This window comes from Halomonas sp. ISL-56, assembly GCF_018612805.1.
GTDB lineage: Bacteria > Pseudomonadota > Gammaproteobacteria > Pseudomonadales > Halomonadaceae > Vreelandella.
The window spans coordinates 1-20571 of the sequence record NZ_JAGGRO010000002.1 but is presented as its reverse complement, the minus strand read 5'-3'; the positions used below and the strand labels follow the sequence as shown (position 1 = coordinate 20571).

Annotated in this window: 15 protein-coding genes and 1 pseudogene; 14 read left to right on the top strand and 2 right to left on the bottom strand. The window is 56.1% G+C overall.

What is annotated here, in order from left to right; all coding sequences use genetic code 11:
* The first annotated feature begins 3 nt into the window (after window positions 1-3).
* The 4 genes from ptsP (at window position 4) to J7J49_RS00745 (ending at window position 5552) form a co-directional block, all read left to right on the top strand.
* Window positions 4-2583: a phosphoenolpyruvate--protein phosphotransferase gene (ptsP, locus tag J7J49_RS00760; protein WP_215089429.1), complete on the top strand. Its 2580-nt coding sequence runs from the start codon at window positions 4-6 to the stop codon at window positions 2581-2583.
* A gap of 1 nt (window position 2584) precedes the next feature.
* A complete protein-coding gene (nagE, locus tag J7J49_RS00755; protein WP_215089427.1) occupies window positions 2585-4294 on the top strand; it encodes an N-acetylglucosamine-specific PTS transporter subunit IIBC in 1710 nt (569 codons plus the stop codon).
* Window positions 4295-4425: 131 nt separating this feature from the next.
* A complete protein-coding gene (locus tag J7J49_RS00750; RefSeq protein WP_215089425.1) occupies window positions 4426-5223 on the top strand; it encodes an HAD family hydrolase in 798 nt (265 codons plus the stop codon).
* Window positions 5224-5321: 98 nt separating this feature from the next.
* Window positions 5322-5552: a DUF4351 domain-containing protein gene (locus tag J7J49_RS00745; RefSeq protein ID WP_215089423.1), complete on the top strand. Its 231-nt coding sequence runs from the start codon at window positions 5322-5324 to the stop codon at window positions 5550-5552.
* Window positions 5553-5561: 9 nt separating this feature from the next.
* Here J7J49_RS00745 and J7J49_RS00740 read toward each other — a convergent pair whose 3' ends face one another.
* A complete protein-coding gene (locus J7J49_RS00740) occupies window positions 5562-6491 on the bottom strand; it encodes a hypothetical protein (protein ID WP_215089421.1) in 930 nt (309 codons plus the stop codon).
* A gap of 93 nt (window positions 6492-6584) precedes the next feature.
* Window positions 6585-7367 (bottom strand): hypothetical protein, encoded by a 783-nt coding sequence (locus J7J49_RS00735; RefSeq protein WP_215089419.1) that lies wholly within the window; start codon window positions 7365-7367, stop codon window positions 6585-6587.
* A 270-nt stretch (window positions 7368-7637) separates the two neighbouring features.
* Here J7J49_RS00735 and J7J49_RS00730 point away from each other — a divergent pair, with 270 nt between their 5' ends.
* The 10 genes and pseudogenes from J7J49_RS00730 to J7J49_RS00685 all read left to right on the top strand — a co-directional run.
* Complete coding sequence (locus tag J7J49_RS00730; protein WP_064233884.1) at window positions 7638-8363, top strand: response regulator; 726 nt, start codon at window positions 7638-7640, stop codon at window positions 8361-8363.
* Window positions 8364-8458: 95 nt separating this feature from the next.
* Window positions 8459-9871 carry an ATP-binding protein gene (locus J7J49_RS00725; RefSeq protein ID WP_251048079.1) on the top strand — a complete coding sequence of 471 codons (1413 nt, stop codon included), beginning with the start codon at window positions 8459-8461 and terminating at the stop codon, window positions 9869-9871.
* A gap of 111 nt (window positions 9872-9982) precedes the next feature.
* Window positions 9983-11242, top strand: coding sequence for an ABC transporter substrate-binding protein (locus tag J7J49_RS00720; RefSeq protein WP_215089415.1), 1260 nt, complete (start codon window positions 9983-9985; stop codon window positions 11240-11242).
* A gap of 115 nt (window positions 11243-11357) precedes the next feature.
* Window positions 11358-12284 (top strand): carbohydrate ABC transporter permease, encoded by a 927-nt coding sequence (locus J7J49_RS00715; protein ID WP_215089413.1) that lies wholly within the window; start codon window positions 11358-11360, stop codon window positions 12282-12284.
* Window positions 12277-13155, top strand: a complete 879-nt coding sequence (locus tag J7J49_RS00710) for a carbohydrate ABC transporter permease (protein ID WP_215089411.1) — start codon at window positions 12277-12279, stop codon at window positions 13153-13155. Before J7J49_RS00715 ends, J7J49_RS00710 begins: the two co-directional genes overlap by 8 nt.
* A gap of 185 nt (window positions 13156-13340) precedes the next feature.
* Complete coding sequence (locus tag J7J49_RS00705; protein WP_215089409.1) at window positions 13341-14462, top strand: ABC transporter ATP-binding protein; 1122 nt, start codon at window positions 13341-13343, stop codon at window positions 14460-14462.
* Window positions 14463-14816: 354 nt separating this feature from the next.
* Complete coding sequence (locus tag J7J49_RS00700; RefSeq protein WP_215089407.1) at window positions 14817-16781, top strand: type VI secretion system Vgr family protein; 1965 nt, start codon at window positions 14817-14819, stop codon at window positions 16779-16781.
* Window positions 16782-16784: 3 nt separating this feature from the next.
* Window positions 16785-18143, top strand: coding sequence for a DUF4123 domain-containing protein (locus J7J49_RS00695; protein ID WP_215089405.1), 1359 nt, complete (start codon window positions 16785-16787; stop codon window positions 18141-18143).
* On the top strand, window positions 18140-20110 hold the full coding sequence (locus tag J7J49_RS00690; protein ID WP_215089403.1) for a hypothetical protein: 1971 nt from the start codon (window positions 18140-18142) through the stop codon (window positions 20108-20110). The genes J7J49_RS00695 and J7J49_RS00690 overlap by 4 nt, the downstream gene beginning before the upstream one ends.
* Before the next feature lie 66 nt (window positions 20111-20176).
* Window positions 20177-20571: pseudogene (locus tag J7J49_RS00685) on the top strand (hypothetical protein); the annotation flags it as partial.

The window sequence follows — 20571 nt, the reverse complement described above, 5'->3', positions numbered from 1 at the left end:
CCCATGTCAGATTCTAGTCAATCATTAACACTGCAGGCCCCCGTGATGGGAGTTGTGGTACCCCTAACGGCGGTACCTGATCCGGTTTTCGCCAGCCTAACCCTGGGGGGGGGCATTGCTCTTGATCCGTTGGGCGAGTGCCTGCATGCGCCCTGTGATGGTGAAGTGGTGCAGTGCGCTCGTACCCATCATGCGTTCACCTTGAGAACTGAGGCTGGTGTTGAATTACTGCTTCACCTAGGCCTGGATACGGTTGAGTTAAAAGGGGAAGGTATCGAGCCTTTGGTCGCCGTAGGTGATCAAGTGCGCGCTGGCGACCCGCTGTGCCGCTTTGATGCCGATGCGCTAGCGCGGGGGGCAAGTGCGCTGATTACCCCACTGGTGATTACCGAGGCGGCTGGTTGGCAATTAATGCCGCCGCAGCACCGCGAGGGTGAGCAGGTTTCACTTGGTGAACCCTTACTGGTGCTAACCCGCACTGCCGTCGAGCTTGCCGATACACGTGCTGATGGGCCGTTAGCTGAGCGCCGGGTCACCCTAGCCTTAGCATCGGGGCTGCATGCGCGACCCGCTGCCCGGCTTCGCGCTATTGCCCGAAAGCATCGCGTTAACCTGACGGTGCAACTTGCGTGTTCAACTGACAATGCTGACAGTGCTAGCGCGGATAGTCTTAGTGCATTAATGAACTTGGGCCTGACAGAAGGCGCAGCGTTAAAACTGACTGCCCAGGGTGAGGCTGCTGAGGCAGCGCTGGATGCCGCCGAGCGGCTGTTGACCACTCCAGAGGCGGAGGAACATAACGCGCCTGCGTCATCTAGATTAACCGCAGTGACACTTAAAGAGGGCGAACTGGCTGGCTTAGTGGCTAGCCCTGGTTTAGCCATCGGCCCGCTTGTCTCTTATCAATTGCCGCTACCTGCCGTGCCCTTGATGGGCGAGAGCGAAGCCGTTGAGACGGCTCGCTTGAGAAAGGCGCTGTTACGAGTCGGCGAGGCGTTAGCCCAGGCTGAAGCGCAAGCGACGCGCCAGGGGCAGAGCGCTGAGGCGGAAATCTTTGCTGCTCATGGTGCCTGGCTAGAAGATCCCGATTTGGTGGCAGCAGCTGGGGAGCACATAGGTGAAGGGTGCAGTGCTGGCCAAGCCTGGCGAGAGGCGCTGGATACCGAAGCCGCACGGCTTGCGGCGAGCGGAAATACGCTGCTTGCCGCCAGGGTTACTGATCTGCGTGATTTGCAGCGCCATGTGATGGTGGAACTAAGCGACGACCAGCAAGCGGTACTTCCTGAGCTGCCTAAGGGTGCCATCGTCGTTGCTGAGGAACTGACACCTTCGGAGCTGGTAGCTATTGCTACCCAGCATCCTGCAGGGCTTTGTCTAGCGGGCGGCGGCACGACTTCCCATGTGGCTATTTTGGCACGCGCTCGAGGCATTCCGTGTTTAGTAGCCATGGGGGCGGGTTTGATCGACGCTGCTAATAGCGCCACGAACGAGAGCGCTATTCTAGATACGGAAAACGGACGTTTGGCGCTGACACCTAGCCCTGCTCAACGGGCGGAAGTGGCAGAGCGGATTGGCACCCGTTTCCATGAGACCAAGAGAGCGCAGGCGTTAGCGCATGAGCCAGCGATCACTCTGGACGGTCGAAAAATTGAGGTGTGCGCCAATATCGGTGGAGCCGAAGACGCGCGTCTGGCAGCGGAGTCGGGCGCTGATGGTGTGGGGCTACTGCGAAGCGAATTCCTTTTTCTGGAGCGAGATAGCGCCCCCAGCGAGACCTTTCAGCGTGACGAGTATCAGGCTGCTTTAGAAGCCTTAGGTGGCAAACCTGTGATTATTCGTACCCTGGATATCGGTGCAGACAAGCAGCTTCCTTACCTGCGGTTGCCGTCAGTGCCTAACCCAGCGCTGGGCGTGCGGGGTGCCCGTTTGTGGGCGAGTCACCCAGAACTGCTTGAGACCCAGCTTCGGGCGTTGCTCGGCGTCACACCGTTGGAAACGTTGCATATCATGCTGCCTATGGTCAGTGAGGTTGGCGAGCTACGCGTAGTGCGCCAGCGGCTAGATGCGTTGGCCAGTGAAATGGGGCTTAACGCACGGCCGCGCCTGGGTGCCATGATCGAGGTGCCTAGCGCCGCTCTATGCGCAAGAAGCCTCGCCGTTGAGGCAGATTTTCTCTCAATCGGTACCAACGATCTAACCCAGTACACCCTGGCGATGGATCGCGAGGATCCAACGCTTACCGCGCGAGCTGATGTGTTGCATCCCGCTGTATTACGGTTGATCCAGGCGACGCTAGACGGCGCGAAGGGACACTGTCCCGTAGGAGTGTGCGGTGCCGCTGCAGGCGATGAGCGGGCCGCACTCCTTCTCGTCGCGCTGGGTGTCGACGAACTTTCGGTAGAACCTGCACGTGTACCTGCCGTGAAAGCCGCCTTGCGTTGCCTTAACGCTGCCGCGCTGGCAAATGAACTTCCCACACTACTGGCTCTAGACGATGCTGCTGCTGTGCGCCAGCACTTAAGCGCATGGCTGACCCGGGCCAACCATACCGATATAACAACAACGACCCTTGAGAGGTACTGATATGTCTTCCACGACCTTCGGTTCTCGCCTGATGGGCGGGCTTCAGCGGCTTGGCCGCTCACTGATGCTACCTATCGCGGTGCTGCCTATCGCAGGCCTATTACTGCGCCTTGGTCAGCCTGACTTGCTGAATATCGCCTTCATTGCTGGCGCTGGTGAGGCTATTTTCGCCAATCTGGCACTGATTTTTGCCATCGGCTTAGCCGTAGGCTTCGCGGATGATAGCAACGGCGCTGCTGGCTTGGCTGGGGTGATCGGCTACTTGGTGCTGGATGCGGTGCTTACCGCTCTCAATCCCGAGATCGATATGGGCGTGCTGGCAGGGATTATTTCCGGCAGCGTTGCAGGCCTGCTTTATAATCGTTACAAGTCGATTCAACTTCCTGAATACTTGGCTTTTTTTGGTGGGCGACGCTTCGTACCTATTGCCACTGGCTTAGCTGCGGTGGCATTGGGCGTCGCTTTTGGGTTGGTCTGGCCACCTATCCAACATGGTATTGATTCCCTTGGTCAGTGGCTGATCAGTGCGGGCGAACTGGGGCTTTTCGTCTACGGAACAATCAATCGTTTGTTGATTGTGACTGGACTTCACCACGTGCTGAATAGCCTGGTGTGGTTTGTCTTTGGCAGCTTCGAAACAGCCTCTGGGGTAGTGGCCAACGGTGACCTAAATCGTTTCTTTGCTGGCGACCCTGCAGCAGGGCGCTTTATGACCGGTTTCTTCCCAGTAATGATGTTTGGCTTACCAGCAGCGGCGTTGGCTATGTACCATGCAGCACCAAAAGGGCGCCGTGCCCAGGTGGGCGGCTTGTTACTTTCGCTAGCGTTGACGGCTTTCCTGACCGGTGTCACTGAGCCTATCGAATTCACCTTTATGTTCCTGGCGCCGCTGCTTTATGGCATGCACGCGGTACTAACGGGTGTTTCCATGGCGCTGCTGCACTGGCTGAATGTGAAGCTTGGCTTCACCTTCTCCGCAGGGGCCTTCGACTTCGCGCTCTCGTATGGGCTTTCTACCAACGGTTGGCTGATGCTGCCGGTAGGGTTGGCCTACTTCGTTATTTACTACACGATTTTTCGCTGGGCGATTGTACGTTTCGACCTACCTACGCCGGGCCGTGAACCCGAGATAATCGCGCCCGTTGTGGCGGAAGCCGCTCCTAGTGAGCGAGGCCCAGCCTTTGTTGCGGCCCTAGGCGGGGCAACCAACCTACAAAGCGTTGGTGCGTGCACCACTCGGCTGCGCTTGGTGTTAGAGAATCCCGACGCTATCGACGAAGCTGCCCTTAAGGCACTGGGCTCGCGGGGGCTGCTGCGTCTGCAAGGTGGTGGTGTTCAGGTCATCGTAGGGCCGATTGCAGACGGCGTAGCTGATGAGATCCGCAATACACTTAGCGCTGAAGCACCAGAGCGACAGGCCGACCAAGAAAATTCTAGCGCCAAAGCAACTCCAGAAACTGATGTGGCACCTATCGATTCCCTGGATAGACTGGCCTGGCAGCAGGCCCTGGGGGGGGAACAGAATGTGCGCAGCGCGACGGCCGTTGCCTCCACTCGACTGCGCTTGGAGCTGGCCGATGCCGCTGCACTAGATGAGGCGGCCTTGACCAGACTGGGCGCTCACGGCGTGCAGCGTTTGGAGCGTGGGGTAATCCATGTGTTAATCGGTGCACGGGCAAACTCGGTGGCCTTGGGGCTATCATTGCCCTAATTTAGCGATCAGGCCGCCCCAGAGGAGTAAGGGCGGCCATGTACATTCTGTCTGGTTGTTTAATCTCGATCTGTCTAGGAGCGTCAAGGATGAATCGGTTAAGCTAAACTTTCATATTCATGGAGCGCGCTATGACACCTCGCCTGATTGTTTCTGACCTCGATGGCACCCTATTAGGAAGCGACCACTCTCTACACGAAAACACCGTCGAGGTGCTAAGGGCATTGGTGGAGCAGGGGCATCATGTCGCGCTTGCCTCGGGCCGTCACTACCACGATATGAAGGTGTTTCGTGATCAGTTGGCTATTCCGCTGCACTTGATCAGCACTAACGGCGCCTATGTTCATGATCCTGAAGATACCTTGCTGGCGGCGAATCACCTTGCGCCTGAGCATGCCAAGACGCTGATCGGTCTGCCGCGTCCGCCCCAGGTGCGGTTGAATCTCTACCGCGAGAGCGGCTGGCATATTGATGCAGAGGCTCCACACCTATTATTGCTACACGCCACTACCGGCTTTGGCTATCAAGTCGTGCCCCCCAATCAGATGGACACTAACGGCGTGGGCAAAGTACTTTATCTGGGCGATCCAAAGGCGCTAAAAAAGCTGGAAGGAGAGGCCCATGACGCCCACGGCGACGCGCTGCACATCACCTACTCCACGATTGATTCACTGGAAATTATGGCGGGCGGGGTCAATAAAGGCGTCGCGCTGTCATCACTGTTGGAACGGTTGGACTTAACGCCTGCAGAGTGTTTAGCGTTTGGTGACAATCTTAACGATACCGAAATGCTCGATTTGGCAGGGGAGGCCCAGGTAATGGCCAACGCCCACCCTGATCTGTTTGACCGTGTCTCCGGCGCTGAACGCATCGGCCACCACGGCGAAGCCGCTGTTGCCAAGTGGCTGAAAAAGCGCTTTGGGCTGTAGAGCCTCGTATTCTTTAGGTCTCTTTGCTTAATCACTTGCAGCGGCTTGGGGCTGAGGTCAATCTGAGCCAGCTCAACAGTTTGGTGGAGGATAAAGATATGTTGGCAGAGAACTTAGAGAACTTGGTAAAGAAAGAGCGTTTGGAAGGTCGTCAAGAAGGCCGACAGGAAGAAGCCCAGCGTATCCTGCGCAAGCAACTCGGCCTCAAATTTGACGAGCTGCCTGTTTGGGCGGAACAGCGCTTAGGGCAGGCAACGCCTGAGCAGTTGGAGGAGTGGTCGGCTGCTATCTTGACCGCCAACTCCCTTGATGAGCTGTTCAAAGACTAACGTTACGCTTTACTTATTCGCTGGCGGTTTTAACCAATCAAACAATTTCGTTAAAAAACCGCGCTCGGAAGGTTTTTCATCGTTCTTGCCAATAAAAGCTTCTAACAGGCTTAAGTTAAGCCGTTGAGGTAAGTCTTTGGCATCGGCCATGAGTGCTTCGCGTGAAGTGTCTTCGTCAGCGCTGGAAGTGTCTCGGGGGATATTGAGCGTTACCTCATCCGCCGTATGCATGATGTATTTGTTTTCGTTATAAGCAAAGGTGGAGAACTTCGGGTCGAGCGGGGTGGTATTGTTGCCATTGGTTGAAAATCTAGAAACCATCTGCTCAAGAAACTCAAAATTGCTGCTGCGACCAATACTGTGACCAGGGTCTAGGATATAACTCAGGAAACCTTTGTCTATCCGCGTGGAGCTAATAGCATCGCTATTCTGAATACGTTCAGCCGTAGTAGCGTCTGCATCGGTAAAGCTGACCGTGGTTAAACGTCCCTCACTATCGTATTGATGACCGTCATTAAAATTCCCCATCATACTGCCATTATCATGCTGTCGATATGAACCAAGATCCCCTGCTAGCATGCTGACGTACTTTAAATCTGCCCCTTGTTCCTGCGCTACCTCATACATATCTGCTAGCAGATTTCGATCCTCATGGGTCAAAAAGTGTTGAGGTGAAACCCCCAGATAATCCCCATTAGTGCGAACGCTTGGCAACACTGGCGGCTCTTTGGCACCAGAGCCAAACAGTTTAGCAATCATAAGAGCACGACCACTTATTGACACCGTGCTACTTGCTTGAGCTTGCTTATCGTTAATGACGTTAGTGTTTTTATTTTCAGTGAAGCTGGCTTTTTTGCCAGCTTCATATGTTTTAGGCGTTATTGTGGAATTGGTGAGATACCTACTCCCTACACTATTTCCTGAGCTATGGATTTCCATGTCCTCTCCAATCAGTAACTAAAATAAAAACGATGTATTATTTTCAGCAGGGAACTAGGTATTTAGGTGAATCCCAATGGCACTACCCATCCTTCAACTAACCGTTGAGTTAGCAAAGCGTTTGCCAAGGTTAGCGAAGTCTTCACTTGACATCAGTATGTCAAAAATATCTTCAGGTGCCCCTTTGCCTTCGGCGCGGTGGGTCATAAAGTTGAAGTCCATCTCGATCAGGTGCTCAAGGCGCGGGGCATAGAAGTCGGGGTATTGTGCCTGCATGATGGGGGGCAGATCGTTGTAATTCCCCAGTACTTCTTTGAAGAAGTTGGTCATCTTGCCGGTTTGGCTGTACTCCAATTTGCCACGGGCTACGACAGCTTGTCTCCATACTTGATCTTGAGCATATTCTTCTTTCCAAGCGGCTTTTCGCTCATTGGTAGTAAACGTGCCGCTATCGTCATAAATAATCAGTGCTAGTTGGTCTTGCGATAGGCCGCTAAAGGGGTTGCTGCCTTTGCCATTCACAAAGGAGGTGGCTTGTTTTGCTCGCTCCAATAGTTCGGGGTCGTCTGTATTGGGGACTTCAGCATCATATTTTGCACGGTGAAGATGAAAGTCCCGAGTTATTGGCTGAAGCAACGCATCGGCTTTTTGCCCTAACGCTTTACGATCCAGACTGGCATCACGCTCTTCAGCTCGTAGGGCGCTGTCGCTTAACTGCTGAGCCAACGTGGAAAGTTGGCTTGATGGTTTTTGTGAACCCGAAGAAGGCGCTGTATTGTCGCCTTGTGCAGTGCCTTTGGCTGATACGTCCTGGGTGCGGTTACCAGACGTCGTTTGTGACGCCGATGGAGTAGGTGAACCAATACCGATTGTCATTGCGATACCTCCTTGTGACTTTGCTTAACAGCGATTACTACGTTTGTAGAAGTCCTAGGTATTTCTTAATGATAATAGTTAATATCGGCAGCTTGCTCCAAAATGTTAAGTAAATATTGTATGTTTATGTAAGCATTCTTATTAATACGCAGAAATAGCGTAGCCACGGGTGATTTCGTCATTAGTCGAAGAGGGCTTGAGATGTACAGAACCCTCGACCATCATCAACGCCCAATAAAACGACAACAACGTAGGGCGACAACCGCTGCGATGACGACACCCCCTGCTACCTTGATTGTGGTCGATGATGATCCGGAAATTTGTGAACTGCTCGCGGACTACCTGGGGCGGCATGGCTACCGGGTATTTACCGCGGAGGGTGCTGAAGCGCTGCATGTTCTGCGCGCTGAACATGCCCCTGACTTGCTGATTGTCGATCTAATGCTGCCCGGTGACGACGGCTTTACCATCTGCCGCGACGTTAGAAAGCACAGCGATGTGCCGATTATTATGCTGACCGCCAGCGCCGATGAGACCGACCGTATTCTTGGCCTTGAGTTAGGCGCTGATGATTATCTAGGCAAGCCGTTTAACCCCCGTGAACTGCTGGCGCGTATTAAAGCGGTGCTGCGGCGTACCCGCAGTGCGCCGCCTGAACTGCCCGCCGGGCAGGCGCGTTGGGTCAGTTTTGGTAATTGGCAGCTCGACCGCATGACCCGCGAGCTGATTGACCTGCAGGGCGAGCGCGCCGCACTTTCGGGGGCTGACTTTCAGTTACTGCAGGTGTTTTTAGCGCACCCCGCCAAGGTGCTCACCCGGGACGATCTCTATGCACTTACCCGTGGGCGTGATGCGCCGCCGCTTGATCGCTCCATTGATGTTCACGTTTGTCGCCTGCGCCAACGGTTGGGTGAAGACGCCCAGCACTCGCAGCTGATTCGCACGGTGCGCGGGGCGGGCTACGTATTAACCGCTCAAGTAGACGCATTAACGTGAGTCGGGAGTGGTGGGCAAATAAGTGGTGGGCAAATACCCGGCGCCGCTTATCTCGCTGGCTACCGGCTTCGCTGCGCGGGCGCTTTGTGATCATCATGATCGCCGGTGTATTGGTCGCCCAAGGGGCCAGCTATGCGATCTGGACATCCCAGGTGCGCTCCAGCCATTTGGCCCAGCTGGATGAGCTGTCCACTAATATGGCGTTTAGCATCGCCTCCACCATGAAGTTTTTCCGCTCGCTGCCTGTGGACTACCGCCATATCGTGCTGGATCAACTGCGCAATATGGGCGGCACGCGTTTTTTTGTTAGCGTCAACGAACGCAGGCTCGCGATCGACGATATCGGCTCGGGGCCAGAAAAACAGGTAGTGGTCAATAATGTGCGCTCGGTACTCACCCAGCAGCTCAATATCGATGATGTGATTGTCGAGTTCTCCCGTCCGGAAAACCTGCGGGTGCTCAATAACGAAGTGCTGCTTTACGACTTGCCGCCGCGCTGGGGGCAGCACAGCCTGCTGATGGAACCGCTCTCGCCGCCGATATTAGTGGTTCAGCTAGAGCTTGCCCCAGACACCTGGCTGTATGTGGCCACGCTGCTGGGCGTCCCGGATATCTTCAGCGGTTATCGTTGGCTCTCTGAAGAGCGTTTGCTGGTCGGGCTGCTGGTGCTGCTAAGTGTGCTGGCGCTCTCGTTTTTGGGTATCTCCAGCGTCACCCGACCGCTGGCGCGGCTTTCACGGGCAGCGCATCAGTTGGGCGATGATTTGGATATGCCGCCACTACGGGAGAGCGGCCCCAAAGAAGTGGCCGCCACCGCCGCGGCGTTCAATCGTATGCAGCGGCGCATCCGCGAGCAGATTGAGGAGCGTGAGCGGCTGTTTTCGGCGATTTCCCATGACTTGAAAACGCCCTTAACCCGTATGCGGCTGCGCGCTGAAATGCTCGAGGACGACTATCAGCGGGAGCGCTTTTGCGCTTCGCTGGATGAATTAGACAGCCTGGTAAAGGGCGCCTTGGCCTCTGTGAAAGGCTTGGATCTGCACGAAGAGCCTGCTCCCGTCTCGCTGGCGTCACTGCTTGAAGAACTGGGGGAAGAACTAAGCCTGCAGGGCGGGCAAGTGACTATTGAGAAAAACAGCCCTCCATTAGCACCACTGATCGCCAAGCCGATGGCACTCAAACGCTGCCTGGCCAATTTGCTAGAAAACGCGGTGTTCTATGGCAAGCAGGCCGATGTAGCGCTAATTGACCGGGGGAGCGCGGTCACACTGCATATTCGTGATCATGGCCCCGGCATTCCCGAAGAGCAGCTAGGGCGGGTGTTTTCGCCCTTTGTCCGTCTAGAGCCCTCACGCAGCCGACACACCGGCGGTAGCGGCCTGGGGCTAGGTATCGCTCGGCATATTGCGCGTGCCCACGGCGGTGACATTACGCTCGCCAACCATGCTGATGGTGGGCTCGTGGTAACGCTGTCACTGCCCCGCCAGGAAACTATTACAGGTTTGTAATAAAACCCCAACACTATGCAGTACTCGGTAACTCACGTTGACGCTCGCCTTGGCGTAACCTCTTGGATGTCGCACGTCCGAGAGGACAATAACAATATAAGGAGTGACTCCATGTCGACGTTAAAGAAGACGACCCTCGCGCTTGCTCTGGCTGGCGCCACGCTCGCCACTACCGCTCAAGCTAATGAAGTCGAAGTGCTGCATTGGTGGACGTCCGGCGGCGAAGCTCGCGCTGCCAATGTGCTCAAAGAGTTAATGGAAGCCGAAGGCTACGGCTGGCAGGACTTCGCCGTGGCAGGGGGCGGTGGTGAAACCGCCATGACGGTGCTTAAATCCCGTGCCATGTCGGGCAATCCGCCCTCTGCAGCGCAAATTAAAGGCCCCGAAATTCAGGAGTGGGGTGAGCTGGGCCTGCTTGGTGACTTGAATAGCGTTGCCGATGCCGAAGGTTGGGATGAACTACTCCCTGAAGTCGTCGCCGACATTATGCGCCACGACGGCCAATACGTGGCGGTGCCTGTCAACGTGCACCGGGTAAACTGGCTGTGGGCCAACCCGGAAGTGCTGGAGGCAGCAGGGGTTGAGATGCCCACCACGCTGGACGAGCTTTTCGAAGCAGGCGAGGCCATCCGCGAAGCGGGTTTCGTGCCGCTGGCGCACGGTGGCCAGGCATGGCAGGACGCGACGGTATTTGAAAGCGTGCTGTTAGGCGGACAGGGTAGCGAGTTTTATCAGCAGGCGCTGGTAGAGCTAGACCCTGAAGCGCTGGGCGGCGAACAAATGATCGATGCCCTTGAAGACTTCAAGCGTACCCGAGAGTTGATGGATGAAGGCATGCCCGGACGCGACTGGAATGTCGCTACGGCCATGGTGATTCAAGGCGTTGCCGGGTTCCAGCTCATGGGCGATTGGGCCAAGGGCGAGTTTACCGCAGCTGGACTAACCGCCGGGGAAGATTATCTGTGTGCGGCAGCCCCGGGCACTGAAGATGCGTTCACTTTCAATATCGATAGCCTGGCCATGTTCCGGGTCACCGACGACGAAGAGCGCGAGGCCCAGCAGGCGCTAGCCCGTTTGGTGCTTGAACCCACCTTCCAAGAAGCGTTTAACCTTGCCAAAGGCTCGATACCCGCGCGCCCTGACCTGGACATGAGCGAATTCGATAGCTGTGCCCAGCAATCCCTAGCCGACTTTCAGCGCACCGCCGAAGAGGGTGGTTTAGTGCCCAGTATGGCCCACGGTATGGCCGTACGTGCTGATGTACAGGGTGCTATTTTTGATGTGGTAACCAACTACTTCAACGACGCCGATATGCCTGCTGAAGAAGCGGCGGAACGTATGGTGAGCGCCGCCGAAGCGGCCTCTTTCTAGGCTTTTCTAGCGTTAGCGTTCTTCAGGCGCTGCTGCAACGGCGGCGCCTAATCTGCTTAGCAAGAACACTGTGCTGCTTGGCAAGGATACTTCTTCAATGAGAGATTCCCTCCCCATGAAAAATACCTCTGCGACGCCTTTAGCACTTGGCGCTAAGCGGTCGACGCCCTCCGGCGGTTTGCAGGCGTGGTTACCTCGTTTGGTGTTAGCGCCATCCGTGGCGATATCACTGTTCTTTGTTTACGGCTTTATGCTGTGGACGTTCGTGCTGTCTCTCACCAGCTCACGCATGCTGCCTAGCTACGACTTTGTCGGCTTTGGTCAGTACGCTCGCTTAATGGCCAATGAGCGCTGGTGGGTCGCCTCCACCAACCTGATGATTTTTGGCGTTTTGTTTGTCGCGGTCTGCCTGGTGATTGGCGCGCTGCTGGCCATATTGCTTGATCAGAAAATTCGTCAGGAGGGCGCGCTGCGCACGATTTACCTCTACCCCATGGCGCTGTCGTTTATCGTCACCGGGGTGGTGTGGAAGTGGCTGCTTAACCCGCAGTTGGGTATCCAGGCGATGGTGCAAGGCTGGGGCTTTGAGTCGTTTCGTTTTGACTGGATTGTTGACCCGGACATGGCCATTTATACCCTGGTGATTGCCGCCGTGTGGCAAGCATCTGGTTTTGTAATGGCGCTGTTTTTAGCCGGGCTGCGGGGCATCGACGACAGCATTATCAAGGCAGCCCAGCTGGATGGCGCCAGTCTGCCGCGGATTTATCTGCGCGTGGTCATGCCGTGTCTGCGTCCGGTAGTGTTCAGCGCGGTGATGATCTTGGCCCATATCGCGATCAAGAGTTTTGACCTGGTCGTGGCGCTCACCGGCGGCGGGCCTGGCTACGCCACCGACTTACCCGCCACCTTTATGTACGCTCACGCTTTCACCCGGGCGCAAATTGGCTTGGGCTCGGCCAGCGCCATGCTGATGTTGGGCGGCGTGCTGGCGATTTTGATTCCTTATCTCTACTCCGAACTAAGGAGCCGCAAGCATGGCTAATGTGATTCGTCGGCAGACGCCCGCTGCGCGGCTGGGCCGTGTCCTGCTGTATAGCGTGCTGATACTCGCCGCGCTGTTCTATATCCTGCCGCTGGTGGTCATGCTGATGACCTCGGTGAAGCCGTTGAGCGAAATCAGCGCCGGTTCGCTGCTCTCATTGCCGCAAAACCCCACCCTGGCACCGTGGACAAAAGCCTGGGGTGAAGCCTGTACCGGTATGCGCTGCGATGGCGTTGGCGGCTACTTCTGGAACTCCTTTGCGATTGTGATTCCGGCGGTGCTGATCTCCACCACGATTGGCGCGCTGAACGGCTACGCGCTGACCAAATGGCGTTTTAAAGGCTCGGAACTGGTTTTCGCGTTGATGCTGTTTGGCTGCTTTATTCCCTTTCAGGTGGTGCTGCTGCCCATGGCGCAAACCCTCGGCTGGCTGGGTATCTCCAGCTCCCGCGCCGGGTTGATCCTGGTTCACGTGGTCTTTGGCATCGCCTTTACTACGCTGTTTTTCCGCAACTTCTACGTGGGTATCCCTAACGAGCTGGTGTCGGCGGCGAAGTTGGACGGCGCGGGCTTTTTCCGCATCTTCTGGCGCATTCTGCTGCCGGTTTCTGCACCGATTATCGTTGTCTCGGTGATTTGGCAGTTCACCCAAATCTGGAACGACTTCCTGTTTGGCGTGGCGTTTTCAGCCCACAACACCCAGCCCGTTACCGTGGCGCTAAACAACCTAGTGAATACTTCCACCGGCGTGCGTGAGTACAACGTCGATATGGCAGCGGCGATGATTGCCGCGCTGCCTACCCTGGTGGTGTACGTGTTGGCGGGAAAATACTTCGTGCGCGGTCTGACAGCGGGTTCCGTGAAAGGTTAATAACAATCAGATTGATGACAACTTTCTAAAGATTGCATTGGCAAGGTCAGAATCAACCCGTCGCGGGGGTCTTTCGCCATGGATGGCGAAAGTAGCGTCCAGGGAGGGATTTACAGCGCCCCCGCCAAGGGATGTTCTGACCGGGCTAACAGCTTTGTCAGCAGTCTTATAATAGGATTCTCATTATGGCAGCGTTAGAAATCCACAACGTGCGCAAAGAGTTTGGCAGCGAGCGGGTGCTTAAAGATGTCAGCATCTCGATTGATTCCGGCGAGTTTTTGATTCTGGTCGGCCCTTCGGGCTGCGGTAAGTCCACGCTGATGAATGCCATTGCCGGGCTAGAGCCGGTGACTTCCGGCAATATTTATATCGATGGTGAAGATGTCACCTGGCGCACCCCTGCGGATCGGGACATCGCCATGGTCTTTCAGTCCTACGCGCTTTACCCCAGCATGACCGTACGCCAGAACATCAGCTTCGGGCTAGAGATGCGCAAGGTACCCAAGCCAGAGCGGGAAGCCGCCGTGGAGCGGGTGGCCGATCTACTGCAGATTACTCACCTGCTGGAGCGCAAACCTGCACAGCTTTCCGGCGGGCAGCGTCAGCGGGTGGCCATGGGGCGAGCGCTGGCTCGGGAGCCAAAGGTCTACCTGTTTGACGAGCCGCTCTCCAACCTGGATGCCAAGCTGCGCGTGGATATGCGCACCGAGATTAAAAAGCTCCACCAACGCCTGGGCACCACCATTGTTTACGTCACCCACGACCAGGTCGAAGCCATGACCCTGGCCGACTGCATTGCGGTGATGCGCGATGGGCATATTCTGCAGTTGGGCTCGCCGGATGAGGTTTACAACAACCCGGTGGATATGTTTGTGGCTGGCTTTATGGGCTCGCCGTCGATGAACTTTATTCGCGCCACTCTGGAAGATAACAGCGGTGGTTATCAATTGCGGATTGCCACGCCGGGTGAGGATGAACTGGTGCTGCCCTGGCCGGAGGAGCGCATCGCTGCAGATATGGCCGAACGGCTTAACCAGCCGGTAATTCTTGGCTTACGCCCGGAGCACTTCAGCGAAGAGGATGAGCGGTTAACCTCCCAAGCCGAAGGCACGCTGCTAAGCGCCAGCGTGGCAGTGGTGGAGCCTACCGGGGCGGATATTCTGCTGCGCCTACCGCTGGGCGAACAGGAAGTGACCGCCCGCGTCGGGCCTAAATGTGCAGTAGCTGCCGGGGAGCGCTTAGCACTGCGCGTTGATATGGGGCGAGCGATTCTATTCGATGCCGAGACCGAGCAGCGTATTGCTTAAAGAGTCAGCCTCCCACAATGGAGTGTCGCTATGTATTGTGGGAGGTAACCTTAGTCTGGGGTTGAGAGCCCTAGTTAGGTTTTAAATGAGGCCGTTTTTAAAAATGGTGTAAGTATTTTTGTAAGCTATTTCGGAAAGTTTTGTAAGATATCTCTTACAAATATGGAAGTTCATATAAGTTTGTTTTTATCAACCAACTGATTTTATTTAATTATTTCTGGTTTTTCGGGTTCTGTCATTGCCGGGAAGTCCCTGAATTACCTCCACTTCGTATCTGCAAATGGTTGCACCTTCACGCTATCTCGCTACCCTGAGCGCTTCTTATTAGCAATGGTCGATCCAAGGAGGGAGGCGATGGCAAACGGCAACGGTCTGTCTTTTACGCTCACACTGCCCGGCGTAGACGATGTCGCCGTGGTGGATTTTACTCACCGTGAGGTCTTGTCCAATCCCTTTGAGCTTACGCTCAACTTTGCTAGCCGCAATGGCCAACTCAATGCCGCTGAACTATTGGATCGTGACGCCACGCTCACCGTTTGGCACAGCGGAGAAGCGCTGCGCCACATCCATGGCATTGTTAGCGCATTTTCCCAAGGCGATCGCGGTCATCGCCGCACTTTCTACTCACTTGTGCTACGCCCCGCCCTTTGGCGGCTGTCGCTGCGGCACAACTCGCGTATTTTCCAGAAAGTCACGCCCATCACGATTATCACCACCCTCTGCCAAGAGCGCGGCATTGGCGATGTCACCTTTGACGTGACCCGTGAACTGGCCGAGCGTGAGTACTGTGTGCAGTACCGCGAGAGCGACCTTGCCTTTATCGAGCGCCTTGCCGCTGAAGAAGGGCTGTTCTACTACCATACCTTCGAGGCAGGCGCCCACCGGCTGATCTTTAGCGACGATCCTAAAATGCTCAGCACTCTCGGTGAACGCACCTACCACAGCCGTGCCGGGGGAACGTCCCCCACCCGCCATGTGCGTAAATTGCGCCAGACAGCGCGGGTGGCCAGTTCCTCTGCCACACTGAAGGACTACACCTTCAAGAACCCTGGCTATGCACAGTTGCATGAGCACCAGGGCCGCGACGTTGAGCAGCACGGCCAACGTGCCGACTATGAACACTACGACTACCCAGGACGTTATAAGCGGGACGCTTCCGGCAAGCCGTTTACCCGCACGCGGCTTGAATACCTGCGCCGAGAGGCAATCACCGCTCACGCCGAGAGTGACCTACCCGAGCTCGCCCCAGGGGCGCGCTTTACCCTCACCGATCACGACGCCGACGCCCTTAACCGCGACTGGCAGCTTATCGAGGTCACCCACTACGGCGAACAACCTCAAGCGCTGGAAGAAGATAGTATTTCCAGTAGCGATACGGGCGGGATGACCCGCTACCACAACACCTTGGTGCTGGGGCCTGGCGACACAGCCTGGCGGGCAACACCCAACCCCAAGCCACGCGTGGATGGCCCGCAGGTGGCGTTTGTGGTGGGGCCGCCAGGGGAAGAAATTCACTGTGACGAGTATGGCCGGGTCAAGGTGCAGTTTCCTTGGGATCGCTACGCGGAGCCTAATGAAAAGGCCAGCTGCTGGGTACGGGTGTCGCAAGGCTGGGCGGGGGCGGGTTACGGCAGTATCGCCATACCGCGGATCGGGCATGAGGTCACGATTTCTTTCCTTGAAGGCGATCCGGACCAGCCGTTGATCACTGGGCGCACTTACCATGCCGCTAATACAGCGCCGTACCTACTCCCTGAGCACAAAACCCGCACCACGATCAAAACCCAGACCCACCAAGGCGAAGGCTTTAACGAGCTGTGCTTTGAAGACAAGGCCGGGGAAGAGTTTATCTACATGCATGCCCAGAAAAACCTGGAGCTGCATGTCCTCAACTCGCGCCAGAAGCGGGTCGAGTTCGACGACACCGCCACCATTGGCAATAACTCCCACCTGGCGGTCGCCAAGGATCGTGTTGAAACCATCGACGGCAATCGTGATATCACCGTGCACACTCACCACACCGAACAGGTGGACGGTGACCGGGGGCTAACGGTGGGTGGTAGCTACCAGACCCACGCCAATGGCGATATCACCTTTAAAGCCGATGGCGAGCTTATCCTTGATGCCAGCAAAATCACCCTGGTTGCCGGTGGCGCCGCGCTGGTGGTAGGCGGCGGCAGTGTGGATGTTACCCCGGTACTCAATGTTGGCTCGGCATCGCCCAGCGCGGCGGCACTGCCCAGCATCCCCGCTGTGTTGGAAGCCGCCGCAGGGGAAGGCAGCCCGTTTGTCTCCCACTGCCCGCTCGAAGGGGAATAACCCATGGCAACGCCCGACTACTGGTTGGCCCGCTGCCATGTGATGGCCTATTCCCCCAGTGCCAGGCGCTGGGAGGAAGAGGCCGACGAAGCCGTCACCGTGGCCGCGGTGCTGGCCGAAGACGAAGCCCAGGTAAGAGCACTGTTGCAGCAGCAGTGTCACGATGACGGCCTAGGACTGATCCGCCTTGATGCCATTGAAACCCTGCTTCAGCGCTGCCGCCGCGAAGGTATCGCCCACGGGTTGGTGGAGCTAGCCCACACCACCTCGTCGCAACACCCGGTGGCGTATGGCGAGATGCTGCCCCTCTTACCAGAGAAAGTGCCGGAGCCCCCACCGGCGGCGATCCTGCCACCGGTGAACTACCAAGAGACCACTTGGCAAGCGCTGTTTGCCCCTCATCAGCCACCGCTATGGGCGGTCATCGATGGGGTTAACTGCCGAGACGCCATGGCCCGCCTTAGTCAGGCCGAGGCACAAAGCGCCTGCCTGTATGCCTCAACGGATAGCGCCACCCAGGCCAATGCCCCCTGGCTGGTGCGCCTTGAAGCAGACAGCGACTTACGCCAATGGCTGGAAAGCCTGCCCCAGGATCAGCACTGGGGAATACTGCTGCACTCCCACGCCACCCTCAAGCAACTGCGCAGCCACCTGCGCAAGTTCACCATGCTATGGACACCCGCCAACGATCAAGCGCCGGTCTACTTCCGTTTCTACGACCCCCGGGTAGCGCTGGACATGAGCCAAGCCTTAGAGCCCTGGAAGCTGGCCGCTTTAATGGCCCCCTTGGATGCCCTGATCGTTCCCGCTTCTCCGTTGATGACGTTGCCGCCGGAATTTGAGTTCACCCCCGCGATGGAGCTGGACACAGATGCCCGCGAGGTGCAAGGACGCCTAGTGCGCATTGGCCTTAGCGACGATGCCCGCGCCGCCAACGGCCAGGGGCGGCAGTTTGCGATAGGGCAGGCGGAGTATCAGCACTTTGGTGAGCTTGCCCAGTCACGGGCGAGCCAAGCCCTCGCGCGGTCACTTAGAGAGCGCTACCCCCAGGTATCCGAAGGTGAGCGGATGCGTGCGGTGATCGATGCCACACAGCTAGGGCAGCGCTATGGGCTTGCCTCTAAGAAACAGATCCAAACACTGACTATTTGTGTGCTGGAGGTGGGTGCCGATTTTGCCCAGCAGCATCCCGATGCAAAGCGGATCCTCGGCAACGCGAAACTAGCTGGCTGGCGCAAGTGCCAGTTACTGGAAGCGTGGCTACCCCGAGGGCGACTACGGCATGCGCTATTGGCCCCCTATCAACAAACCGGTCAGCATGAAGACAACTATCGGCCCATCGCTGACGAGGAACGTCCATGAGCTATCAACCCAGTATTGAAGACATTGCGTATTTAGCGCAAAACCAACCGGAGCACTTCTCCAGCCCCGAGACCACGCTAAGGTCGATCCAAAATGCTATGCAGGCAGACGACGTTCAGCGTGCATCACTGGAGGCGATAACTGCCCAAAACCACTACAACGACTTCTTGGCAAATGATGGGGAAGCACTCACGGAAAGCCCGATTCCCCCTATGCCGCTACCCGTACTTGAAGGGAGACCCCAAGCTCAAGATCCCGAGTTCGGTGCCGTTTGTACCGTATGTGCATCACAAACCCCCTGTATCGAGAAAGTTGAGGTGGTATGTCACACCCACGCCAAGAGTAATCAGCGTGTGATTCTGCAAGGTGAAAACGAGTTAGTTGATACCGAGTGCAAAATTTATTTTGTCGCTGATAAGTTCGTAACGGGGGAAGGAACCCTTGAAGACTTTTTTGCGGGCACACAGCTTAAAGATGAAGGGAATGTAGCGATAACGCTGGCCGATGACTGCTCGCACGGGCAGCACACGCTATATTGGATCGACGAACTTAACGGCACTGAGCTTCCCCCAGGAGCGACCACGACTCTCGATTTTACGGTGATGACCCGGCCAGTGTCGCCTATTACAATACCCAGTGTACTAATGGGCCTTGTGCCGACGGATGCTGAGCTTGCGCTTAAAGTGGCTGTCATGCTGCTGAATATGATGATGAACCGCGCGGCCATGGTAAATGAGCAGACCTTCCGTATCACCTATGATGGCACTAATGACTTTACCTTTACGGCAGTGACGCTACCGCAACTAAAGTTCGATGGCTTGATAACGGTGGCACCGCCCAGTGTTGACACGCGCTCGGTAGAAAACAAAGAAGGTCACGAGTTGGCCCGTCAACAGAAGATGGGGTCGCGCGTAAGGAAAATCACAGAACGCCAAGGCTGGGGCTTCCACGCTGACTTAACCTTTGTTTGTGGCAGTCACAACGACACAATAACATTGGGTACTAGCCCAAGTGACACCATAACCTACGACTCCGGCCCCTCGCTGCGGCGGGCAGAGAAGCAACGCCGACAGCAAAACACAGTTGAGCGCTTTATCGGTACTCTGACCAATGCGTCGCAACGTATTGCCAGCAGTCTCAGTGGCACAGGGGATGATGGCAGTAAGCCGTTCAGTTTATATTTCCATGGGCCTGAATTGATGCTAGGCGCCACTACTGAACAGGTCGAGGAGAAGGGAGCCCCCGGGGCAACCTGGAAAATCACCCCCGGACTTTCAATCGCCTACGAGTGCGGTATCAACATTGATATCTATCAAGCCCTCAAAAAAGCAATAGAGGTTGTGGGAGGTTCTTGGCGGGGCTGGGTGACACCTACGGGGATAGCCGCTCGTTCCCTTCTTGCTTTCCTAAACGACGCCGAAAAAGGCAGAGAGACATGGGCTCTCAGCTATCAATTTGCGCCCTATTTGTATATGGAGGTTGGCTTGGGAATTGGCCCTCAGCCCACGGAAGAAACGCTCGGCAATCATATGCTCCGCGCTGACTTTAACTACAAGAAGGGCAGGCTTGAAAATCCTAAAGGGCAAATTAGTATCACCCTGAAAGCCCTCGTTGCTGGAGGAATGATGGGCTACTACGACCACTTATGGACCGAAAGAACTGTCTTTAATTACGGGGTCGAGGTGTCGACCAGCGGCAGTATCACGATTGCCATCGAAAACGACCAGTGGGGCTACCAGCTTTCCCACACCGGTGCGGTGGTACGTGTGCAGGGCTATAAAAAAGGGGATGCAACTGAGCGAGATAACCAACCAGGTGCAAATGGCCGAAGCCGACAAACCCAGAGCAGTGCCAAGACGGTCGAGACCGAGGATGGTGCCAGCTGGGTAGCAGATGGTACCACCCGCGCCTACCGCCTGGCAGACAGTTGGACGGGGGCTTTTCATGCATTCAACAACGGAGATTAACATCGTCAAATGAAACCACTTATCGCACTTATTTTATCGGCATTACTCAGTATGGAGACTCAGGCAATGGCACAGGAAACCGAGTATCAGTTTGGCGTTCGCTGGAGCGTTAATGGGTTAGCATCTTCGATTGACGTACAAGACATCATGCTTAATTTTTCTGGTACACCGAGCAATCTCGATACACGGTTGCCTATCTCCCAATACATAAAGAATGGCAAGAATACCGTCAAGTTATATACATGGCCGCTTGAGTATGAGGCTGATCATGAGCTGCGCGTATCACTGCTGTATTGGGAGCCCGGTCAAAATCCTAACACTGAAGCCAGCACCGCCTTTGAAGTCGTTATGATGCCTGGCGTGGAAGACGCCAAGCCCGAGATAGTGTCAACAGACCCTGATGCTCCTTTGCAGCCACTACAAAATGACATTCGCTTTAATCGCTATGAAGACAACGATAC

Bases quoted from the DNA above. Each gene is read 5' to 3' on its own strand.
- J7J49_RS00750 (WP_215089425.1), top strand. From the start codon at position 4,426: ATGACACCTCGCCTGATTGTTTCTGACCTCGATGGCACCCTATTAGGA.
- ptsP (WP_215089429.1), top strand. From the start codon at position 4: ATGTCAGATTCTAGTCAATCATTAACACTGCAGGCCCCCGTGATGGGA.
- J7J49_RS00745 (WP_215089423.1), top strand. From the start codon at position 5,322: ATGTTGGCAGAGAACTTAGAGAACTTGGTAAAGAAAGAGCGTTTGGAA.
- J7J49_RS00715 (WP_215089413.1), top strand. From the start codon at position 11,358: ATGAAAAATACCTCTGCGACGCCTTTAGCACTTGGCGCTAAGCGGTCG.
- J7J49_RS00720 (WP_215089415.1), top strand. From the start codon at position 9,983: ATGTCGACGTTAAAGAAGACGACCCTCGCGCTTGCTCTGGCTGGCGCC.
- J7J49_RS00695 (WP_215089405.1), top strand. From the start codon at position 16,785: ATGGCAACGCCCGACTACTGGTTGGCCCGCTGCCATGTGATGGCCTAT.
- nagE (WP_215089427.1), top strand. From the start codon at position 2,585: ATGTCTTCCACGACCTTCGGTTCTCGCCTGATGGGCGGGCTTCAGCGG.
- J7J49_RS00725 (WP_251048079.1), top strand. From the start codon at position 8,459: ATGATCGCCGGTGTATTGGTCGCCCAAGGGGCCAGCTATGCGATCTGG.
- J7J49_RS00730 (WP_064233884.1), top strand. From the start codon at position 7,638: ATGACGACACCCCCTGCTACCTTGATTGTGGTCGATGATGATCCGGAA.
- J7J49_RS00700 (WP_215089407.1), top strand. From the start codon at position 14,817: ATGGCAAACGGCAACGGTCTGTCTTTTACGCTCACACTGCCCGGCGTA.
- J7J49_RS00735 (WP_215089419.1), bottom strand. From the start codon at position 7,367: ATGACAATCGGTATTGGTTCACCTACTCCATCGGCGTCACAAACGACG.
- J7J49_RS00740 (WP_215089421.1), bottom strand. From the start codon at position 6,491: ATGGAAATCCATAGCTCAGGAAATAGTGTAGGGAGTAGGTATCTCACC.
- J7J49_RS00690 (WP_215089403.1), top strand. From the start codon at position 18,140: ATGAGCTATCAACCCAGTATTGAAGACATTGCGTATTTAGCGCAAAAC.
- J7J49_RS00710 (WP_215089411.1), top strand. From the start codon at position 12,277: ATGGCTAATGTGATTCGTCGGCAGACGCCCGCTGCGCGGCTGGGCCGT.
- J7J49_RS00705 (WP_215089409.1), top strand. From the start codon at position 13,341: ATGGCAGCGTTAGAAATCCACAACGTGCGCAAAGAGTTTGGCAGCGAG.